16 protein-coding genes are annotated in these 19,400 nt (G+C 71.4%); 7 read left to right on the forward strand and 9 right to left on the reverse strand.

Annotation, left to right across the window (positions count from 1 at the left end):
* Positions 1-19 precede the first annotated feature (19 nt).
* Entirely contained in the window at positions 20-814 is a 795-nt protein-coding gene (locus tag G408_RS0105610) for a 3-hydroxybutyrate dehydrogenase (protein ID WP_028770302.1), read from the reverse strand.
* Positions 815-934: 120 nt separating this feature from the next.
* On the opposite strand from G408_RS0105610, the gene G408_RS0105615 reads away from it, so the two are divergent.
* Positions 935-2,677, forward strand: a complete 1,743-nt coding sequence (locus tag G408_RS0105615; protein WP_084628086.1) for a 3-hydroxybutyrate oligomer hydrolase family protein — start codon at positions 935-937, stop codon at positions 2,675-2,677.
* Positions 2,678-2,946: 269 nt separating this feature from the next.
* Here the strand turns inward: G408_RS0105615 and clpB are convergent, their stop codons facing one another.
* The 3 genes from clpB to rluD form a co-directional block, all read right to left on the reverse strand.
* Positions 2,947-5,523 carry an ATP-dependent chaperone ClpB gene (clpB, locus tag G408_RS0105620; RefSeq protein WP_028770304.1) on the reverse strand — a complete coding sequence of 859 codons (2,577 nt, stop codon included), beginning with the start codon at positions 5,521-5,523 and terminating at the stop codon, positions 2,947-2,949.
* Positions 5,524-5,637: 114 nt separating this feature from the next.
* Entirely contained in the window at positions 5,638-6,474 is an 837-nt protein-coding gene (pgeF, locus tag G408_RS0105625; protein ID WP_245584268.1) for a peptidoglycan editing factor PgeF, read from the reverse strand.
* Positions 6,471-7,487, reverse strand: coding sequence for a 23S rRNA pseudouridine(1911/1915/1917) synthase RluD (gene rluD / locus G408_RS0105630; RefSeq protein WP_084628088.1), 1,017 nt, complete (start codon positions 7,485-7,487; stop codon positions 6,471-6,473). Before rluD ends, pgeF begins: the two co-directional genes overlap by 4 nt.
* An 85-nt stretch (positions 7,488-7,572) precedes the next feature.
* Here rluD and G408_RS13345 point away from each other — a divergent pair, with 85 nt between their 5' ends.
* Positions 7,573-8,421, forward strand: coding sequence for an outer membrane protein assembly factor BamD (locus G408_RS13345; protein ID WP_037412524.1), 849 nt, complete (start codon positions 7,573-7,575; stop codon positions 8,419-8,421).
* A 1-nt stretch (position 8,422) separates the two neighbouring features.
* Here the strand turns inward: G408_RS13345 and G408_RS0105640 are convergent, their stop codons facing one another.
* The 3 genes from G408_RS0105640 to sucC all read right to left on the reverse strand — a co-directional run bounded on the left by G408_RS0105640 (position 8,423) and on the right by sucC (position 12,269).
* Positions 8,423-10,057, reverse strand: a complete 1,635-nt coding sequence (locus G408_RS0105640) for an NAD+ synthase (protein WP_028770307.1) — start codon at positions 10,055-10,057, stop codon at positions 8,423-8,425.
* A 144-nt stretch (positions 10,058-10,201) separates the two neighbouring features.
* Positions 10,202-11,077 (reverse strand): succinate--CoA ligase subunit alpha, encoded by an 876-nt coding sequence (sucD, locus tag G408_RS0105645; protein ID WP_028770308.1) that lies wholly within the window; start codon positions 11,075-11,077, stop codon positions 10,202-10,204.
* A 25-nt stretch (positions 11,078-11,102) separates the two neighbouring features.
* On the reverse strand, positions 11,103-12,269 hold the full coding sequence (gene sucC, locus G408_RS0105650) for an ADP-forming succinate--CoA ligase subunit beta (RefSeq protein ID WP_028770309.1): 1,167 nt from the start codon (positions 12,267-12,269) through the stop codon (positions 11,103-11,105).
* 164 nt (positions 12,270-12,433) lie between these two features.
* Here sucC and G408_RS0105655 point away from each other — a divergent pair, with 164 nt between their 5' ends.
* A complete protein-coding gene (locus G408_RS0105655) occupies positions 12,434-14,047 on the forward strand; it encodes a sensor histidine kinase (protein WP_037412468.1) in 1,614 nt (537 codons plus the stop codon).
* Here the strand turns inward: G408_RS0105655 and G408_RS0105660 are convergent.
* Together G408_RS0105660 and G408_RS0105665 are read right to left on the reverse strand one after the other, a co-directional pair.
* On the reverse strand, positions 14,044-14,532 hold the full coding sequence (locus tag G408_RS0105660) for a hypothetical protein (RefSeq protein WP_028770311.1): 489 nt from the start codon (positions 14,530-14,532) through the stop codon (positions 14,044-14,046). The genes G408_RS0105655 and G408_RS0105660 overlap by 4 nt on opposite strands.
* The gene (locus G408_RS0105665) at positions 14,529-14,828 is read right to left on the reverse strand and encodes a nucleotidyltransferase domain-containing protein (protein WP_028770312.1); all 300 of its coding nucleotides are present in this window, start codon (positions 14,826-14,828) and stop codon (positions 14,529-14,531) included. Before G408_RS0105665 ends, G408_RS0105660 begins: the two co-directional genes overlap by 4 nt.
* A 77-nt stretch (positions 14,829-14,905) precedes the next feature.
* Between G408_RS0105665 and G408_RS0105670 the strand changes: the two genes are divergently transcribed.
* The 4 genes from G408_RS0105670 to pilB all read left to right on the forward strand — a co-directional run bounded on the left by G408_RS0105670 (position 14,906) and on the right by pilB (position 19,400).
* Positions 14,906-16,327 (forward strand): sigma-54-dependent transcriptional regulator, encoded by a 1,422-nt coding sequence (locus G408_RS0105670; RefSeq protein ID WP_028770313.1) that lies wholly within the window; start codon positions 14,906-14,908, stop codon positions 16,325-16,327.
* Between the two features lie 219 nt (positions 16,328-16,546).
* Entirely contained in the window at positions 16,547-16,981 is a 435-nt protein-coding gene (locus G408_RS0105675; protein WP_028770314.1) for a pilin, read from the forward strand.
* Positions 16,982-17,114: 133 nt separating this feature from the next.
* Positions 17,115-17,561: a pilin gene (locus tag G408_RS0105680; RefSeq protein WP_028770315.1), complete on the forward strand. Its 447-nt coding sequence runs from the start codon at positions 17,115-17,117 to the stop codon at positions 17,559-17,561.
* 117 nt (positions 17,562-17,678) lie between these two features.
* Positions 17,679-19,400, forward strand: coding sequence for a type IV-A pilus assembly ATPase PilB (pilB, locus tag G408_RS0105685; protein ID WP_028770316.1), 1,722 nt, complete (start codon positions 17,679-17,681; stop codon positions 19,398-19,400).

Raw genomic sequence — 19,400 nt, forward strand, 5'->3', positions numbered from 1 at the left:
CACGGTAGCAGCCCCGCCGCTACTGCGCGGTCCAGCCACCATCCACGGGAATGGCCGCGCCGGTGAGGTTGTGCGCCTCGCGCCGGCACAGCCAGAGCGCCAGCGCCGCGATCTCGGCCGGCAACGCCATGCGCAGGCTGGGCTGCTTTTCCGCGAGCAGGGCGCGGATGCCGACCTCGCGCCCGCCGTCCCCGGCGCGGGCGGCGATCTGCGGCTCGATCAGCGGGGTTTCCACCCAGCCCGGACAGAGGCAGTTCACCGTCACCCCGCCCGAGGCCCGGTCGCCCTGCCCCGCCATCTCCAGCGCCGCCACCTTCGACAGGCCGACGAGCCCGTGCTTGGCCGCCACGTAGGGCGCCTTGTGCAGCGAGGCCACCAGCCCATGCACCGAGGCGATGTTGACGACCCGGCCGAAGCCGCGCGCCGCCATGCCGGGCAGGGCCGCCTTCATGGTGTGGAAGCAGGCCGAGAGGTTGATGGCGAGCAGCGCGTCCCAGCGCTCCTCCGGCATGTCGGCCAGCGGCGCGGTGTGCTGGATGCCGGCATTGTTCACCAGCACGTCGAGCGGGCCTGCCGCCGCCATCATGGCGCGGATGGCCGCCGGATCGCGCAGATCGGCGGGATGGTGCACGGCCTCCGGCGCGCCGGCCGCGCGCACCGCCGCGAGCGCGGCGCGCACCTGGGCGGCATCGCCAAGCCCGTTGATGTGCACCACGGCACCGGCCGCGCCCAGGGCCTCGGCCACCGCAAGCCCGATGCCCGAGGTGGCGCCGGTGACCAGGGCCACGCGGCCCTCGAGGAAGCGATCGTTCATGCAGCCCTCCACTGCCGGCCATGGGCGCCGGCACGGCCCCGAGCATGCCGCGCACGCCCCCGGCGCACTGCTGGACGAACGTACGATGGCGCGGCCTGCCATCCGCCGGAGACTGGCCCGATGATCGCCACCCTGCCGCTCGCCCTCGGCCTGCTCGCCCCGCCGCCGATCGCCGCCGGTACCGAAGCCGATGCCCCGGGCCGGATCGCGGTGCCCACCGAGAGCGTGCACCGCGGCGAAGACGACCTGCTCAGCGCCGGGCTGGGGCTGGCGGGCCTGCGCGGCCCCCTCCCCGCGCCCGCCGATCCCAATGCACCGAGCTTCGCCGAACTGCGCCGCCGCGCCGTGTGGACGAACTGGCGCGGCATCGCCGATGTGAGCCCGGGCGGCGGCCTCGGTGAGGTCTACGGCTCCCTCGCCCCGGTGCCCGGCCGCGAATTCCATGCCGCCGCCCGCGTGCCGGGCGCGCGCCACCCGCACCGCCTGCTGCTGCAGCTGCCCGATGCCTTCGACCGCGAACGGCCCTGTCTCGTGGTCACCGCGGCCTCCGGCTCGCGCGGGGTCTATGGCGCCATCGCCCTGGCCGGGGGCTGGGGCCTGCCGCGCGGCTGCGCCGTGGCCTACACCGACAAGGGCGCCGGCACCGACTGGCGGCGGCTGGGCGATGAAGATGGCACGGTCTTCGTGCCGCACGCCCATTCCGGCGACCACCCGGAGGCCGACTGGGGCCGCCACGTGCTACAGGCCGCCGCCTTCGGGCAGGCCGTGCTGCAGCGCGAGGCCGGCATCGCGCCCGAAGACCTCACCGTCATCGCCGTGGGGCTTTCGAATGGCGCCGGCGCAGTGCTGCGCGCCGCCGGCGACGAGGCCGCAGGCGAACATGGCATCGCGGGCGCCCCGAAGCTGGACGGCGTGGTGGCAGTCTCGCCGAACGTGCATGTCGAGGGCGCGCGGCCGCTGTTCGACATCGCCACCCAGGCCGCCCTGCTGATGCCCTGCGCGCTCGCCGCCCCGGCCTTCGACGACGACCCGCTGCTGCGCCCCGGCGGCACGCGGCCAGCGGCCCATGCCGCGGCCTGCGCCACGCTTGCCGCGCTCGGCGAACTCGGCGGCGCGGACACCGAAGCGCAGGCCACGCTGGCCTGGCAGGCCCTCGCGGCCAGCGGCTGGACCGAGGCCGCGCTGCGGGCCGGCAGCCTGAGCGTGGGCTTCGACCTGTGGCGGGCGGTGGCCGCAGGCTATGCCTCCGCCTACACGCGCAGCCCGGCCGAGGCGATGCCGGCCGGCTACCGCTATGCCGTGCGCGATGCCGGGGGCGCGGCGCCGGCGCCCCACCCGGCCGAGGCTGCGCTGTGGTGGAGCGATGCCAGCGGCATTCCCCCCGGCAACGGCGTGGCCCTGCTCGACCCGCCGGGAGAGGACGGACGGCTGCGCGGCCTGCTCGCCCTGCTGGCACTCGCCCGCACCGATGCCGGTGTGCGCGAGGCCATCGCCGCCACCCGCGCCCGGCCACCACGCCCCGAGCTGCCGGTCCTGCTGCTGCACGGCCTCGACGATGGCCTGGTGCCGGAATGGAGCAGCAGCGCGGCCTATGCCGCGTATGCCCGCCGCCACGGCGCGCGGCTCGCCTACTGGCGCCTGCGCCGTGCCCAGCACTTCGATGCCTTCCTCGGCCAGCCGGCGCTGGCGACGCGCTACCTGCCGCTGCTGCCCTACGCCCACGCCGCGCTCGATGCGCTGTGGGCGCATCTGCACGAGGGCGCGCCGCTGCCCCAGGACCGCGAGATCCGGCCGACCCCACGCGCCACGACCGCGGACGGGGTAGCACCGCTGCGGCGCGAGGATCTCGGGCTGGCGGAGTAAACGGCGAGGGGCGCCGGCCTCGTGCAGCTCCACTTCGATAGCGCCTGCCTCGTGCGGACGGCGGTCGCGGGCGAGCCTGCCTGCCGCGTGCGGCATTTCACTCTTCCCTCGGTCGGGGCAATCCTGCCCCGACTCGGGCGCTCGCCATCCATGGCTCGCTTGCCGCGAAACGCCACCCGCGGCGTCGCGGCTCGCGGCGAAACACCTGGAGCGCCGCGCCGGCGGGGAGTGCGCCCCCGTGAGCGAGGCAGGCGCTCCCCGCCCCAGACTCAGCCCTTGCGGAACACGATGGTGCCGCCCTCGTTCGCCACCACCACCGTGTCGCCCGCCGCGAACTCGCCGGCAAGGATCTTCTGCGCCAGCGGGTTCTCGATCTGCTGCTGGATCGCCCGCTTCAGCGGCCGCGCGCCATACACGGGATCGAAGCCCACGTTGCCGAGCAGCTCCAGGGCCTTGTCCTCGATGCTGAACTTCATCTGCCGCTCGGCAAGGCGCTTGCCGAGGTAGGCGGTCTGGATCCGGGCGATCTCGCGGATGTGTTCCTTGCCCAGCGGGTGGAAGACCACAATCTCGTCGAGGCGGTTGATGAACTCCGGGCGGAAGTGCGACTGCACCACGCCCATCACCGCGGCCTTCATCTGGATGTAGGCCGCCTCGCCCTCGCCGGCCAGCTCCTGGATGTGCTGGCTGCCGAGGTTGGACGTCATCACGATCACGCTGTTGCGGAAATCCACGGTGCGGCCCTGGCCGTCGGTCAGGCGGCCATCGTCCAGCACCTGCAGCAGCACGTTGAACACGTCCGGGTGCGCCTTCTCCACCTCGTCGAGCAGGATGACGCTGTAGGGACGGCGGCGCACGGCCTCGGTGAGGTAGCCGCCCTCCTCGTAGCCCACATAGCCCGGGGGCGCGCCGATCAGGCGGGCCACGGAATGCTTCTCCATGAACTCGCTCATGTCGATGCGCACCATGGCCTCCTCGGTGTCGAAGAGGAAGTTCGCCAGCGCCTTGCAGAGTTCGGTCTTGCCCACGCCGGTGGGGCCAAGGAAGAGGAAGCTGCCGTTCGGCCGGTTCGGATCACTCAGGCCGGCGCGCGAGCGGCGGATGGCGTCGGACACGGCGCGCACCGCCTCGCGCTGGCCCACCACGCGGGCGGCCAGCGCCTCCTCCATCTTCAGCAGCTTCTCGCGCTCGCCTTCCAGCATCTTGCTCACCGGGATGCCGGTCCAGCGCGAGACGACCTCGGCGATCTCCTCGGCCGTCACCTTGTCCTGCAGCAGGGTGAAGCCCTTGCGCTCGGCGGCCTGGGCCTCGGCCAGCTGCTTTTCCAGCGCCGGCAGGCGGCCATACTGGATCTCCGAGGCCTTGGCGAGGTCCTGGCGGCGATGCGCGGCCTCCAGCTCGGCCTTCAGCTGCTCGATCTGCTCCTTGAGCTTCGTGGTGCCGGTGACGGCGGCCTTCTCGGCCTTCCACACTTCCTCGAGGTCGTTGAACTCCCGCTCCAGCCGGGCGATCTCGGCCTCGAGATCGGCAAGGCGCTGCCGGCTCTCCTCGTCCTTCTCCTTCTTCAGCGCCTCGCGCTGGATCTTGAGCTGGATCAGCCGCCGCTCCATGCGGTCCATCTCCTCCGGCTTGGAGTCGATCTCCATGCGGATGCGGCTGGCGGCCTCGTCCATCAGGTCGATGGCCTTGTCGGGCAACTGGCGATCGGCGATGTAGCGGTGCGAGAGCGTGGCCGCGGCCACGATCGCCGGGTCGGTGATCTCCACGCCATGGTGCACGGCGTAGCGTTCTTTCAGGCCACGCAGGATGGCGATGGTGTCCTCGACGCTCGGCTCGCCCACGAACACCTTCTGGAAGCGGCGCTCCAGCGCGGCATCCTTCTCGATGTACTTGCGGTACTCGTCCAGCGTAGTGGCGCCGATGCAGTGCAGCTCGCCGCGGGCCAGCGCCGGCTTCAGCATGTTGCCGGCGTCCATCGCGCCCTCGGCCTTGCCCGCTCCCACCATGGTGTGCAGCTCGTCGATGAACAGGATCACCTGCCCCTCGTTCTTGGCAAGGTCGTTGAGCACGGCCTTCAAGCGCTCCTCGAACTCACCGCGGAACTTGGCGCCGGCGATCAGCGCGCCCATGTCGAGCGAGAGCACGCGCTTGCCGCGCAGGCCTTCCGGCACCTCGCCATTGACGATGCGCTGCGCCAGGCCTTCGACGATGGCGGTCTTGCCGACACCCGGCTCGCCGATCAGCACCGGGTTGTTCTTGGTGCGCCGCTGCAGCACCTGGATGGTGCGGCGGATCTCCTCGTCGCGGCCGATCACCGGATCGAGCTTGCTGTTCTCGGCACGGGCCGTAAGATCGATGCAGTACTTCTCCAGCGCCTGGCGCTGGTCCTCGGCATTCTCGCTCTGCACTTTCTCGCCTCCGCGCATTTTCTGGATGGCCGCCTCGAGCTTCGCCTTGTCGAAGCCCGCCGAACGCATCAGCCGCCCTGTCTCGCCGCCGTCTTCCACGCAGGCCAGCAGGAACAGCTCGCTGGCGATGAAGGCATCGCCACGCTGGCTGGCGAGCTTGTCGGTCACGTTGAGCAGGCGCGCCAGTTCATTGCCGAGGTTCACCTGGCCGGCCTGGCCGGTCACCTTGGGCAGCCTGTCGAGGGCCTCGCCGCACTTCTCGCGCAGCAGGGCCACGTTGCCGCCGGCCTGCGAGAGCAGCGGCCGGGTGCCGCCCCCCTGCTGGTCGAGCAGGGCGGTGAGCAGGTGAACCGGCTCGATCAGGTTGTGGTCGCGCACCAGCGCCAGCGACTGTGCGTCCTGCAGGGCCTGGGCAAAGCGCGAGGTGAGCTTGTCCATCCGCATGGGGTCGTCTCCGAAAGGGGGCGGCCCACGGGACGGGCCGCGATGGCTTTCAGGTGCGGATGATGGACGCGGGATTCAAGCCGGGCTTGATCCAGCGCAACCCGGCGTTCAGCCCGATGGCGACGCGTCGATCCAAACCAGGCTGGCCATGCGCCCGGTCCGTCCCTCGCGGCGGTGCGAGAAAAAGGCCATGGGCTCGCCGATGGTGCAGCGGCCGCCGCCAGAGACGGCGGTGAGTCCCAGGGCGGCGAGGCGCAGCCGCGCCAGTGCATAGAGGTCCATGTGCCAGTGCCCGGGACGGGTCGGCCGGAAGGCGGCAGCGGTGGCATCCCGCCAGCCGGCCGCCTCGCGGGCCTCGAGGAAGGCCTCGCGCACCTCGGCGCCCACCTCGTAGGCCGCCGGCCCGGCCGCCGGCCCCAGCCAGGCCAGCAGGTCCCCGGGCGGCGTGCCCATCGCCGCCACCGTGGCCTCCAGCACCCCGGCCGCCAGCCCGCGCCAGCCGGCGTGCGCGGCCCCCACCACATCGCCCGCGCGGCTGGCGAACAGCACCGGCAGGCAGTCGGCATGCAGCACCGCCAGCACCACGCCGGGCCTGGCCGTCACGGCGGCATCGGCCTCCGGTTCCGGCGTCTCGGGTGGTGGCGGCCCCTCGGCGCGGTGCACCGCCACCCCGTGCACCTGGCGCAGCCAGTGCGGGGCCGAGGGCAGGCCCGCCGCCTCCGCCAGGGCGGCGCGGTTCGCGGCCACGGCGGCCGGATCGTCACCAGCCGGTCCCCGGGCATTGCCGAGGTTCAGGCGGTCGAAGGGCGGCAAGGATTGGCCGAAGGAGGCGTCACGGCGGGTGCTGAAGGCCCGCACGCCGGGCGGGGCCGGCCAGCCGGCGGGCAACAGGCCGGGAGGCAGGGGCCCGCCCGGAGCGGCCGGCGTGGCCGGACCGGGGCTCACCGCGGCTCCCGTGCCCCGGCCTCGCGGCTGTCCTCGCGCAGCAGGGCCAGCAGGCGCTGGAAGTCTTCGGGCGCCTCGGCCTGGAAGCGCAGGGCTTCGCCCGTGGCCGGGTGAGTGAAGCCGAGGGTCTCGGCATGCAGGGCCTGGCGGCGGAAGCCGCGCAGCGCCTCTGCCAGCGCCGGCGTGGCGGCGCGCGGCAGGCGCAGGGCGCCGCCGTAGAGCGGGTCGCCCACCAGTGGATGGCGGATGTGCGCCATGTGCACGCGGATCTGGTGGGTGCGCCCGGTTTCCAGCCGGCATTCCACCAGGGTGTGGCTGCGGAAGCGCTCGCGCACCCGGTAGTGGGTGACGGCCTCGCGGCCGTTCTCGTTCACCGCCTGGCGGATGCGGTCGCCGGGGTGGCGGCCGATCGGCGCATCCACCGTGCCCCCGGCCACCATGCTGCCGGCCACCACCGCCAGGTACTGGCGGTGCACGTGGCGCGAGGAGAGCTGCTCTACCAGCGCGGCATGGGCGCGCAGGCTGCGCGCCACCACCATCAGGCCCGAGGTGTCCTTGTCGAGCCGGTGCACGATGCCGGCGCGCGGCAGCTCCGCCAGCTTCGGGTCGAAGTGCAGCAGGGCGTTCACCAGGGTGCCGCGCGGGTTGCCGGCGCCCGGGTGCACCACCAGCCCGGCCGGCTTGTTCAGCACCAGCACCTCCTCGTCGGCATGGCGCAGGTCGAGCGGAATCGGCTCCGGCTCGGCCCGGGTCTCGAGGCTGGGCGTCACCCACAGGGTGATGGTCTCGCCGCCGCGCAGCATCTGCCGAGGTTTTACCTCGGCGCCGTCGAGCAGGGCCTCGCCGCTCTTGATCCAGGCCGTCAGGCGGGAACGCGAGAAATCCGGGAACAGCTCGGCCAGGGCCTGGTCGAAGCGGCGGCCGGCGTGCTCCAGCGGCACCACCGCCTCCAGCAGCTCGCGCTCGTCCTCCATCTCGGGGCGGTCGGCGGGATCGGGGGCAGGCTGGGGCATGGGCATCGGCTCGGTCGGGGTTCAGGGGCTCCGCGCGGGAGACGCGCTATTATCCGGCCTTCCTGCCCCATCCGGTGCCCGTTCCGTGCGATCCAAGCCGCTCCTCCGTGCCCTTGCCCGCCTCGCGCTGCTGTCCTTCCTCGTCGCGGGCCTCGCCGGCTGCCAGACCATGAAGGGCTGGTTTGGCAAGAACGAACCGGAAACCGAGACCCTGCCGGTCGAGGCCCTGTATGCCGAGGCCCGTGCCCTGCGCGACCGCGAGAACTACTCGCGCGCCGAGCAGTACCTGAGCCGCCTGATCGGCCGCTTCCCCTTCGGCCCCTACACCGAGCAGGCCCAGCTCGACCTCGCCTACGTGCAGTACAAGCAGGGCAAGCACGAGGACGCCACCTCCACCCTCGACCGCTTCATCCGCACCTACCCCACCCATCCGGCGATCGACTACGCCTACTATCTGCGCGCCCTCAACGACTTCGAGCGGCAGAGCTTCTTCCTCCAGCGGGTGGCCCGCGCCGACATGTCGGCCCGCGACCTCAGCCGCGCCCAGGCCAGCTTCGAGGCCTTCGCCGACCTGGTGCGCCGCTACCCGAACGGCCCCTACGCCGCCGACTCGCGGCAGCGCATGGTCTACCTGAAGAACTTCCTCGCCCGCCACGAGATCACCACCGGCCTGTACTACCACCGCCGCGGCGCCTACGTCTCGGCCATCAACCGCGCCAAGTACCTGCTCGAGATCTACCCGCAGAGCGAGTTCGAGGCCGACGCCGTGGCCCTGCTGGCCTCGTCCTACACCAAGCTCGGCAAGCAGGACCTCGCCGCCGACGCCCGCCGCGTGCTGGAGATGAACTACCCGCAGCACCCCTATCTCGCGGGCAACTGGCCGAAGGGCGAGAGCCTGTTCGGCCAGCTCAATCCCTTCGCCGCCGGCCGCTGATTCAGTTCCGCCAGCCGTTGCTGATCGGATAACGGCGCTCGCGGCCGAAGGCGCGCCGCGAGAGCTTCGGCCCCGGCGCGGCCTGGCGCCGCTTCCACTCGCTGATGCGCACCAGGCGCAGCACCTGGTCCACGGCCTCCACCGGGAAGCCGCGCTCGAGCAGGGCGTCGCGGCCCTCGCGGCCCTCGATATGGGCCTCGAGGATGGCATCCAGCAGGGCGTAGGGCGGCAGCGAGTCCTGGTCGGTCTGGTTCTCGCGCAGCTCGGCCGAGGGCGGCCGGGTGATCACCGCCTCGGGGATGGCCGGTGGGGCGCCGGCCGGCTGCCGGGCATTGCGCCAGCGCGCCAGCGCGAACACCTCGGTCTTGTACAGGTCCTTGATCGGCGCATAGCCCCCGCACATGTCGCCGTAGATGGTGGCGTAGCCCACCGCGTACTCGCTCTTGTTGCCGGTGGTGAGCAGCAGCCCCCCCCGCTTGTTCGCCAGCGCCATCATCAGGGCGCCGCGGCAGCGCGACTGCAGGTTCTCCTCGGTGATGTCGGCCGGCAGGCCGGAGAACAGCGGCGATAAGGCCTCGAGAAAGCCGCGGAACGGCGCCTCGATCGGCAGCGTCTCGAGCCGCACGCCAAGCGCCGCGGCCTGCTCGGCGGCAAGCGCGTTGGAGAGAGCGGAGGTATAGCGCGAGGGCAGGCGTACCGCAGTGACGTTCGCCGGCCCCAGCGCGTCCACCGCCATCGCCAGCACCAGGGCGGAATCGATGCCGCCCGAGAGGCCCAGCCATACGGAACCGAAGCCGTTCTTGCCGCAGTAGTCGCGCAGGCCGCGCACCGCGGCGCGGTAGGCCAGCGACTCGCGCGATTCATCCTCCTCCGCCGGCCAGTGCAGCGGCGCGAAGGCGCCGCGGGCCGGATCGAACTCGGCCACCAGCCACTGGTCCTCGAAGGCGCGCGCCGCCGGATGCAGGCGGCCATCGGCATCCACCAGCACCGAGGCGCCGTCGAACACCAGCTCGTCCTGCCCGCCCACGAGATTGAGGTAGGCGATGGCTGCGCCAGTCTCGGCCTGGCGCGCCGCCAGCAGGGCGTCGCGGTCGGCCAGCTTGTCGCGCTCGAAGGGCGAGGCATTCGGCACCACCACCAGCCGCGCCCCGGCAGCCACCGTCGAGGCGACCGGCTCCGGGTGCCAGAGGTCCTCGCAGACCAGCAGCCCCACCGGCACCCCGGCGATCTCGAACACGGCATCCCCCTGCCCCGGCGCGAAATGCCGGCGCTCGTCGAACACCGCGTAGTTCGGCAGCTTGCGCTTGCGGTAGGTGGCCTCGATGCGCCCCCCGCGCAGCAGGCTGGCGGCATTGAACACCACCCCGCCCACCGCCTCCGGCCAGCCCACCACCGCGGCGATGCCGGTGCAGGCCTCGGCCACGCGCTGCAGTTGCGCGGCGCATTCGGCGAGGAAGCCTGGGCGCTCCAGCAGGTCTTCCGGCGGGTAGCCGGAGAGCGCGAGCTCGGGGAAGACCACGAGGTCGGCGCCATGCCGGTCGCGCGCCTCGGCGATCAGGGCGCGGAGGCGCTCGGCATTGGCGGCCACGGCGCCAACCGGGAAATCGAACTGGGCAAGGGCGAGGCGCAACGTCATCGGAGATCAGGCGGCGGTAGAAAAGCGTAGTGTCGCCCGGCGGCGCGGCGAGAATCGCATGTCCTGGCGCCAGCGGAAAACACGAAGGCCGCCCTTTCGGACGGCCTTGCGTGCGGCAGGCAGGGGCGAGGGCGCCCTCCGGCCTTACTTCTTCAGGCGGGCGGCGATGGCAGCGCCGAGATCGCCCGGCGACTTCACCGTGGTGACGCCGGCCTTCTCCAGCGCGGCGAACTTGCCTGCCGCCGTGCCCTGACCGCCCGAGGCGATGGCGCCGGCATGGCCCATGCGCTTGCCCGGGGGGGCCGAAGCACCGGCGATGAAGCCCACCACCGGCTTGGTCACGTACTCGCTGATGAACTCGGCGGCCTCTTCCTCGGCCGAACCGCCGATCTCGCCGACCATGATGATGCCCTCGGTCTGCGGGTCGTCCTGGAACAGCTGCAGAGCGTCGATGAAGTTCATGCCCTGGATCGGGTCGCCGCCGATGCCGATGCAGGTCGACTGGCCGAGGCCGGCGTCGGTGGTCTGCTTCACGGCCTCGTAGGTGAGGGTGCCCGAGCGCGAAACGATGCCCACCTTGCCCGGCATGTGGATGTGGCCCGGCATGATGCCGATCTTGCACTCCCCGGGCGTGATGATGCCAGGGCAGTTGGGGCCGATCAGGGTCACGTCGTCGTACTGGGCCAGCACGTGCTTCACCCGCATCATGTCGAGCACCGGGATGCCCTCGGTGATCGCCACGATCACGCGGATGCCCGCGGCGGCGGCCTCGAGGATGGCATCGGCGGCGAACGGCGGCGGCACGTAGATCACCGAGGCATCGGCGCCCGTCTCCTCCACCGCGTCCTGCACGGTATTGAAGACCGGCAGGCCGATGTGGGTGCTGCCGCCCTTGCCCGGGGTGACGCCGCCCACGACCTTGGTGCCGTAGTCGAGCATCTGCTCGGCGTGGAAGGTGCCCTGCTGGCCGGTGAAGCCCTGCACGATCACCTTGGTGTTCTTGTTGACCAAAACGCTCATGGTTCGATTCCTTGGTGGGTCGTGATCAGGCGGCGGCAGCGGCGGCGACGGCCTTCTTCGCGCCATCGTTGATGTCGTCGGCAGGCTGGATGGCGAGACCGGAGCCGGCCAGCAGCTCCTTGCCCTTCTCCACGTTGGTGCCCTCGAGGCGCACGATCACCGGCACCTTGACGCCCACTTCCTTCACTGCGGCGATGATGCCCTCGGCGATCATGTCGCAGCGGACGATGCCGCCGAAGATGTTGACGAAGATGGCCTTCACCCTGTCCGAGCTGAGGATCAGCTTGAAGGCCTCGGTGACGCGCTCCTTGGTGGCACCGCCGCCCACATCGAGGAAGTTGGCCGGCTCGCCGCCATTGAGCTTGATGACGTCCATGGTCGCCATGGCGAGGCCGGCGCCGTTGACGAGGCAGCCGATGTTGCCGTCCATGGTCACGTAGTTCAGGTTGTACTTGGTGGCCAGCACCTCGGTCTCGTCCTCCTGTGCGATGTCGCGCATGGCGGTGGTCTTCGGCTGGCGGAACTCGGCGTTGTCGTCGGAATTGATCTTGCCGTCCAGCGCCACGAGGTCGCCGTGCTTGTCGATGGCGAGCGGATTGAGCTCGACGAGCGAGAGGTCGTAGCGGTGGAACAGGGTGTAGAGGCCCTGCATGATCTTGGTGAGCTGGCCGCACTGCTTGGCGTTCAGGCCCATGGCGAAGCCGACCTGGCGGCACTGGTAGGGCTGCAGGCCCTCCACGTAGTTCACGTGGATGGTGTGGATCAGCTCCGGCGTCTCGGCCGCCACCTTCTCGATCTCCACGCCGCCCTCGGCCGAGCAGATGAAGGTGACCGACTTGGTGGCGCGGTCCACCAGCGCCGAGACGTACAGCTCCTTGGCGATGTCCGAGGCCTCGGTCACCAGCACCACGTCCACCGGCAGGGCGCGGCCGCCCGACTGGTAGGTGGCCATGCGGGTGCCGAGCATGCCGGCGGCGGCCTCGCGCACCGCCTCCAGGCTGCGGCACAGCTTCACGCCGCCGGCCTTGCCGCGGCCACCGGCATGGATCTGGGCCTTCACCACCCAGAAGTCGCCGCCCAGGGCCTTCGCGGCCTCGACGGCCTCATCGGCGGTGCGGGCGATCTTGCCGGCAGGAACGGGAATGCCGACCTCGGCGAACAGCTCTTTGGCCTGGTATTCGTGGAAATTCATGGGGCACCTGGGAAAGGGGCGGCCCGGGGGCCGCAAAGGGAAGAAGACGACCATGCGGCCGGGGGGGCCGGCCGACGGGGCGCGTATTGTCCCCGCTCCCGGCGGCGAAGGCAAAGACGGCCCCGCATCCCCGCCCGCCCCGCAGGGCGGCTACAGTGCCGGCCATGCGTTTCGTCCGCTCATCGAGCCAGCTGCCCCGCGGCGGCGTGCAGCAGCGCGAGCTGTTCGCCTTCGCCCTCTACCGCCTGCTCGAGGCCGTGCTGCTGGCGGTGCTGGCCTTCATGCCCGACCAGTGGCAGCTGCTCTCGCAGGTGGATGCCCCGCTGCTGCGCGCGGCCGCGACCGCCTACCTGACCGCATCGCTGCTGCTGCTGTGGCTGGCCCGCCGCCCCGGCGCCGACCTCGCCCTGCAGGGCGGCTGGGGCCTTGCCACCGACATCGCCACCGCCGCCGTCGTGCTCGCCGCCCAGCAGGGCCTCGATGCCGCCGTCGGCCTCTTGCTGCTGTTCAACATCTGCATCGGCAGCCTGCTCCTGGGGCCGCGCCTCGCCCTCGCCCTCGCCCTGCTGGCGGCCGGCGCCGTGTTCGGCGAATTCGCCCTCAGCACCCTCGCCGCCCGCGACGACCGGCCGCTGGTGGAGCCGGCGATGTTCGCCCTGTGCTACCTCGCCGGCGCCCTGCTCTCGCAGTTCCTGCGCCGCGAGCTGGCCCGCAGCGAGGCCCTGGCCGACGCGCGCGGCAGCGAGGTGGAACGCCTCGCCCAGCTCAACGAACTGGTGATCCGGCGCATGCGCACCGGCGTGCTGGTGGTGGACGAGGCCCACCGCATCCGCCTGTTCAACGAGGCCGCCTGGGCCCTGCTCGGGGCCCGCGGCGATGCCGCCACCCTCGCCGAAGTGAACCCGCGGCTCGACACCCTGCTGCGGCAGTGGCGCAGCAACGGGCAGGCGCAGCCGCGCAGCCTGCGGGCGGGCGAGGAAGGCCCGGAACTGCTGCCGCGCTTCGCCGCCACTGGCACCCGCGAGGAGCTGTTCCTCATCTTCCTCGACGATGCCCGGCACTACAGCGGCCGCGCGGAGGAGCTCACCCTCGCCACCCTGGGCCGGCTCGGCGCCAGCATCGCCCATGAGATCAGAAACCCGCTCACCGCCATCCTGCATGCCGCCCAGCTGCTCGAGGAATCCCCGGCCCTCGCCGCCACCGACCGGCGGCTGATCGAGATCATCCTCGGCCAGTGCCAGCGCATGGATGGCATCGTCGACAGCATCCTCGGCCTTGCCCGGCGCCAGCCCGCCCAGGCCGAGTGCGTGGACCTGCCCGCCCTGCTGCGCCGCTTCGTGGCCGAGTACGCCGCCGCCCACCCGCTCGGCGAGGACGTGCTGGAGGAGCGCAGCCCGCGCCCGCTGCAGGCCACGGTAGACCCGCGCCACCTGCAGCAGGTGCTCACGGTGCTGGTGGACAACGCCCGCCACTACGGCCGCCGCCCCGGCGAACCGGCGCGGGTGCTGCTGCGCGCCCTGCCCGCCGAGGAGGCCGGCCAGCCCGAAGGCGCGGTGGAGATCGACGTGCTCGACCATGGCCCCGGCATCCCCGCCGGCGTGGCAAGCCGCCTGTTCACTCCCTTCTTCACCACCAGCGAACACGGCACCGGACTCGGCCTCTACATCGCCCGCCAGCTCTGCGAGGCGAACCAGGGCAGCCTGCGCTACGTGCCCGTGCCCACCGGCGGCGCCTGCTTCCGCATCCGCCTGCCCGGGCGGGGCGGGATCGGGGCCTAAGCGCCGCCGGGAATCCAGCCCCGCCGGCGGGCCTCGGCCCGCATCGCCTGCTCCGCCTGCAGCAGCATCGGTACCCGCGCATGCCCTTCGTTCAGGCTGTCGGCCAGCAACACCGGGTCCTCGACGTACTCGTGCACCATGCGGTTACGCAGGCGGCGCACGGCCATCCAGGCATCCGCCGAGGCAAGGAACCCCAGCCGTTCAGCCCGGTCGAGATTGTCGATCACCGCGCCAACCGGCTCCCCGAGCGAAGCCAGCAGCAGCGGCAGCAATTTGTCGCCCAGACTGTCCTGCAGGCGCGAGAAACGCGCGACGAAGGCCTCCACCCGCTCGGACTCTTCCACATCGACGGCGAGCAATCGCGCCCGTTCGACGGTGAACGGGCTCACGAATACCCGCGCATCGGTGGTGGCGAGCAGTTCGGCCTCACGGCCCACCACGCGGAACAGGAAGGTACGCCTGGCCTCGAGCCCAGTGCCGTTCACAGGCGCAGCCCCTGGTCACGGGCAAGGGCGTGGATCGGCTGCTCGTCCAGGTTCGGCGCTGCCAGGAGCACATCCACGCGGCGTCCCCCCAGGCGGCGCATCAGCCGGGCCTCCAGCCAGGCCGTGCGCCATGCCGGATCCGGCACCGGCTCCGGCACCTCCACGAGCAGATCCACGTCGCCCCCCTTCGCTGCGTCGAAACACCGCGATCCGAACAGGCGCACCACCGCCACTGGGCCGAAGGCGGCACGCACCTCCCCGCGGATCGCATCCCGTTGCGCGTCATCGAGTCGCATGGCGGCCTCCTCGGCGACAGTATGGCAGGCCCGGCGCTACACTGCCCGCGTTCGAAGGAGCGACCGCCCCCCCAGCGATGCTTGCCCGCAGCGCCCTCATCGTCGACGACGAACGCGACATCCGCGAGCTCGTGGCCCTCACCCTCGGCCGCATGGGCCTGCGGGTGGAAACCGCGGCCGACCTCGCCGCCGCCCGCGCCCAGCTCGCCGCCCACGACTTCGATCTGTGCCTCACCGACATGCGCCTGCCCGATGGCAACGGCCTGTCGCTGGTGGAGCACATCGCCGCCCACCACCCCGACACCCCGGTGGCCATGATGACCGCCTACGGCAATGTCGAGGCCGCCGTGGCCGCGCTCAAGGCCGGGGCCTTCGACTTCGTCACCAAGCCGGTGGATCTCGCCGTGCTGCGCCAGCTCGTCACCCATGCCCTGAACCTCGGCGTGCAGCGCCGCGCCGCCGTCCAGGCCGTGGGCCCGCGCCTGCTCGGCGATTCCCCGGCCATGCAGCGCCTGCGCGAGCTGGCCGCGCGGGTGGCGCGCAGCCAGGCCCCGGTGTTCATCTGCGGCGAATCCGGCACCGGCAAGGAACTGGTGGCCCGCCTGGTGCATGCCTTGAGCCCGCGCAAGGACGGCCCCTTCGTGCCGGTGAACTGCGGCGCCATCCCCGCCGAACTGATGGAAAGTGAGTTCTTCGGCCACAGAAAAGGCAGCTTTACCGGCGCCCATGCCGACAAGGAGGGCCTGTTCCAGGCCGCCAGCGGCGGCACCCTGTTCCTCGACGAGATCGCCGAGCTGCCCCTGCACATGCAGGTGAAGCTGCTGCGGGTGATCCAGGAGAAGGCGGTGCGGCCGGTGGGCGCGGCCAGCGAGGTGAAGGTGGACGTGCGCATCCTCTCCGCCAGCCACAAGGACCTCGCGAAACTGGTCGAGGCCGAGCGCTTCCGCCACGACCTCTTCTACCGCATCAACGTGATCGGCCTGCCAGTGCCGCCGCTGCGCGAGCGCCGCGAGGACATCCGCCCCATCGCCGAGGCCGTGCTGGCCCGGCTGGCCGGCACGGGCACGCCCCTGCGGCTGGGCGAGGACGCCCTGGCCGCCCTCGAGGCCTACCCCTTCCCCGGCAATGTGCGGGAACTGGAGAACGTGCTGGAACGCGCCGCCGCCCTGGCCGACGGCCCGCTGCTGCGGGCCGAGGACCTCGGCCTGCCGGCCAGCCCGCCCGGCGCCGCAGCCCCCGGCACGCCCGCCTCCCTGCCCGGCCCCGCCGCCGGAGCCGCCCCTGCCGAGGCCGAAGACCGCCCCCTGCCCGCCATGGCCGAGGTGCTGGACCGCGCCCGCGCCGCCGGCGCCCTGCCGCAGGCCCTGGAACAGATCGAGCGCGAGACCCTGATCCGCGCCCTCGAGGCCCACCGCTGGCACCGCACCCGCACCGCCGAGGCCCTGGGCATCACCTTCCGCGCCCTGCGCTACAAGCTGAAGAAGTACGGCATCGAGTGAAGCCGGGCGGCCGCCTGTCCCACTACGTCAGTTTCCGACGCCCTGCGCCCGCTCCGCCCTCTGCCCCCGGGCCGGGACAACACTTTTTGCAATGCATCACACATCCCGGGCTTTTCCCCTTGGCACGGATGGTGCATTGTTCCTCCCGCACGTGCCGGGTGGCACGGCCCGGTGGCAACCCCCGGCATCCTCCCCCCTCCCTTCACACGAGGTCACACCATGAAGAACCAGCAGGGCTTCACCCTCATCGAACTGATGATCGTCGTGGCGATCATCGGCATCCTGGCCGCCATCGCGCTGCCCGCCTACCAGGACTACGCCATCCGCGGCAAGGTGTCGGAGGGGCTTGGTCTTGCCGCTGGCGCCAAGACCGCGGTAGCCGAGGGCTATACCGCCACCGGGGCTTTCCCGACCACCAATGCTGCTGCGGGCTTGGCTGACGCTGCCAGCATCAGGGGCAACGCCGTCACCTCCGTGGAAGTGGGCACGGGCGGCGCCATCACCGTCACCTACAACAACACCCTCGGCGGCAGCCCGTCGGCCAACGGCACCACCATCGTCCTGACCCCGACCCTGACCGATGGCGGCATCACCTGGAACTGCACCGGCGGCAGCATGCCGGCCAAGTACCGCCCGGCCAACTGCCGCTCGTAATCGCGGCAAGCGAACGGGCACGGCCCGGTTCGTGGGCAAAGGGCGCCTCCCGGGGCGCCCTTTGTTTTTGAACCGGCCGGGCTGGCCCGGAATCTGCTTGGGTCAGGGCGCCACACCACAAGGGGAGAGGCATATGCGCCAGCACCACCCGCAGCAAGGCTTCACGCTCATCGAGCTCATGATCGTCGTGGCGATCATCGGCATCCTGGCCGCCATCGCGCTGCCGGCCTACCAGGACTACGCCATCCGCGCCAAGGTCGCGGAAGGCCTGAACCTGGTTGCCGGCGCCAAGACCAGCGTGGTCGAGTCCTATACCGCCAACGGCGTGCTGCCCACCAGCAATGCCGCCGCGGGGCTCGGCCCGGCCGCCTCGATCCGCGGCAATGCCGTCAGTTCCGTCACCGTGGGCGCAGGAGCCGAGATCACCATCCTGTTCAACGACACCCTCGGCGGCAGCCCGTCGGCCAACGGTACCACCGTCGTCTTCACGCCCACGCTGAACGACAACGGCTTCGTCTGGTCCTGCACCGGTGGCACCCTGCCGGCGAAGTACCGGCCGGCCGCCTGCCGGGCACCGTGACCCGGAGCATTGGGCCGCGTCCCGGCCAGTGCCGGGCCGCCTTGTTTTTTTGCGGTGCGGAAGGCAGCCTGCGCTACAGTACGCATTCCGTGAAGGCCTGATCCGCCCCCCGCCCGCATGAACGCCCAGCCCACGCCCAACCTCGTCGGCATCACCGGCATCGCCCGGCGCCTGGTGATGGACGGGGCCCTCTCCGAGGCCGATGCCCGCCGCGCCCTGGAGGAGGCGCCCAAGGCCAGACAGCCGGTGCTGCGCTGGCTTCTGGAGAAGAAACTCGTCACCAGCGCCGCGGTGGCCGCGGCCAACAGCATCGAGTTCGGCATTCCGCTCTTCGAGATCAACGCCTTCGATCTCGCCCGCGCCCCGGTGAAGGCGGTGAGCGAGGAGCTCATCACCAAGCACGGCGTGCTGCCGCTGTACAAGCGCGGCAACCGGCTGTTCCTCGCCATCTCCGACCCCACCAATACCCGGGCCATCGAGGAGATCCAGTTCGCCGCCGGCGCCACCGTCGAGCCCATCCTGGTCGACGAGGAGCAGCTCCGGCGCGCCATCGACCGCGCCTTCACCGCCGCCGAGTCCTTCGATGCCGGTGGCGACGACGAGGGCCTCGACGCGCTGGACTCGGAGGCGGGCGACGATGACAAGGACCCCACCGGCGGGAATGACGCCAAGGGCGACGACACTCCGGTTGTCAAGTTCGTCAACAAGATGCTGCTCGACGCCATCAAGCGCGGCGCTTCCGACCTGCATTTCGAGCCCTACGAAACCGACTTCCGCGTGCGCTTCCGCATGGATGGCGTGCTGAAGACGGTGGCCCGCGCCCCGGTGAAGCTGGGGCCGCGCATCACCGCCCGCATCAAGGTGATGAGCGGCCTTGACATCGCCGAGAAGCGCCTGCCGCAGGACGGCCGCATCAAGCTCAACATCAGCAAGACAAAGCAGATGGACTTCCGCGTGTCCACCTGCCCCACCCTGTTCGGCGAGAAGTCGGTGCTGCGCATCCTCGATGGCAGCGCGGCGAAGATGGGCATCGACAAGCTGGGCTACGAGGACCACCAAAAGCAGCTCTACCTCGATGCGCTGGCCAAGCCCTACGGCATGATCCTGGTCACCGGCCCCACCGGCTCGGGCAAGACGGTCTCGCTCTACACCGGCCTCAACATCCTCAACACCGAGGAACGCAACATCAGCACCGCCGAGGACCCGGTGGAAATCCGCGTGCCCGGCATCAACCAGGTGCAGATGAACCCGAAGAAGGGCATGGACTTCGCCGCCGCCCTGCGCAGCTTCCTGCGCCAGGACCCGGACGTGATCATGGTGGGCGAGATCCGCGACCTCGAGACCGCCGAGATCGCGGTGAAGGCGGCCCAGACCGGCCATCTGGTGCTCTCCACCCTGCACACCAACGATGCGCCGCAGACCATCGCCCGCCTGATGAACATGGGCATCGCGCCCTACAACATCACCAGCTCGGTCACGCTCATCATCGCCCAGCGCCTGGCCCGCCGCCTGCACGACTGCAAGAAGAAGGTGCACATCCCACAGGCCGCCCTGGTGGCCGAGGGCTTCAGGCCCGAGGAATGCGAGGGCGGGCTGGACCTGTACGAGGCCGTGGGCTGCGAGGACTGCAACGGCGGCTACAAGGGCCGTGTCGGCATCTACCAGGTGATGCCGATGACCGAGGAGATCCAGAAGATCATCCTGGAAGGCGGCAATGCCATGGACATCGCCGCCGTGTGCGAACGGGAAGGCATCGGCGACCTGCGCCGCTCCGCCATCAACAAGGTCAAGGCCGGGCTGATCAGCCTGGCCGAGATGAACCGCGTGACCAAGGACTAA

It is taken from the genome of Silanimonas lenta DSM 16282, assembly GCF_000429065.1.
GTDB lineage: Bacteria > Pseudomonadota > Gammaproteobacteria > Xanthomonadales > Xanthomonadaceae > Silanimonas > Silanimonas lenta.

Bases quoted from the DNA above. Each gene is read 5' to 3' on its own strand.
- G408_RS0105610 (WP_028770302.1), bottom strand. From the start codon at position 814: ATGAACGATCGCTTCCTCGAGGGCCGCGTGGCCCTGGTCACCGGCGCC.
- G408_RS0105615 (WP_084628086.1), top strand. From the start codon at position 935: ATGATCGCCACCCTGCCGCTCGCCCTCGGCCTGCTCGCCCCGCCGCCG.
- clpB (WP_028770304.1), bottom strand. From the start codon at position 5,523: ATGGACAAGCTCACCTCGCGCTTTGCCCAGGCCCTGCAGGACGCACAG.
- rluD (WP_084628088.1), bottom strand. From the start codon at position 7,487: ATGCCCCAGCCTGCCCCCGATCCCGCCGACCGCCCCGAGATGGAGGAC.
- G408_RS0105640 (WP_028770307.1), bottom strand. From the start codon at position 10,057: ATGACGTTGCGCCTCGCCCTTGCCCAGTTCGATTTCCCGGTTGGCGCC.
- sucD (WP_028770308.1), bottom strand. From the start codon at position 11,077: ATGAGCGTTTTGGTCAACAAGAACACCAAGGTGATCGTGCAGGGCTTC.
- sucC (WP_028770309.1), bottom strand. From the start codon at position 12,269: ATGAATTTCCACGAATACCAGGCCAAAGAGCTGTTCGCCGAGGTCGGC.
- G408_RS0105655 (WP_037412468.1), top strand. From the start codon at position 12,434: ATGCGTTTCGTCCGCTCATCGAGCCAGCTGCCCCGCGGCGGCGTGCAG.
- G408_RS0105665 (WP_028770312.1), bottom strand. From the start codon at position 14,828: ATGCGACTCGATGACGCGCAACGGGATGCGATCCGCGGGGAGGTGCGT.
- G408_RS0105670 (WP_028770313.1), top strand. From the start codon at position 14,906: ATGCTTGCCCGCAGCGCCCTCATCGTCGACGACGAACGCGACATCCGC.
- G408_RS0105675 (WP_028770314.1), top strand. From the start codon at position 16,547: ATGAAGAACCAGCAGGGCTTCACCCTCATCGAACTGATGATCGTCGTG.
- G408_RS0105680 (WP_028770315.1), top strand. From the start codon at position 17,115: ATGCGCCAGCACCACCCGCAGCAAGGCTTCACGCTCATCGAGCTCATG.
- pilB (WP_028770316.1), top strand. From the start codon at position 17,679: ATGAACGCCCAGCCCACGCCCAACCTCGTCGGCATCACCGGCATCGCC.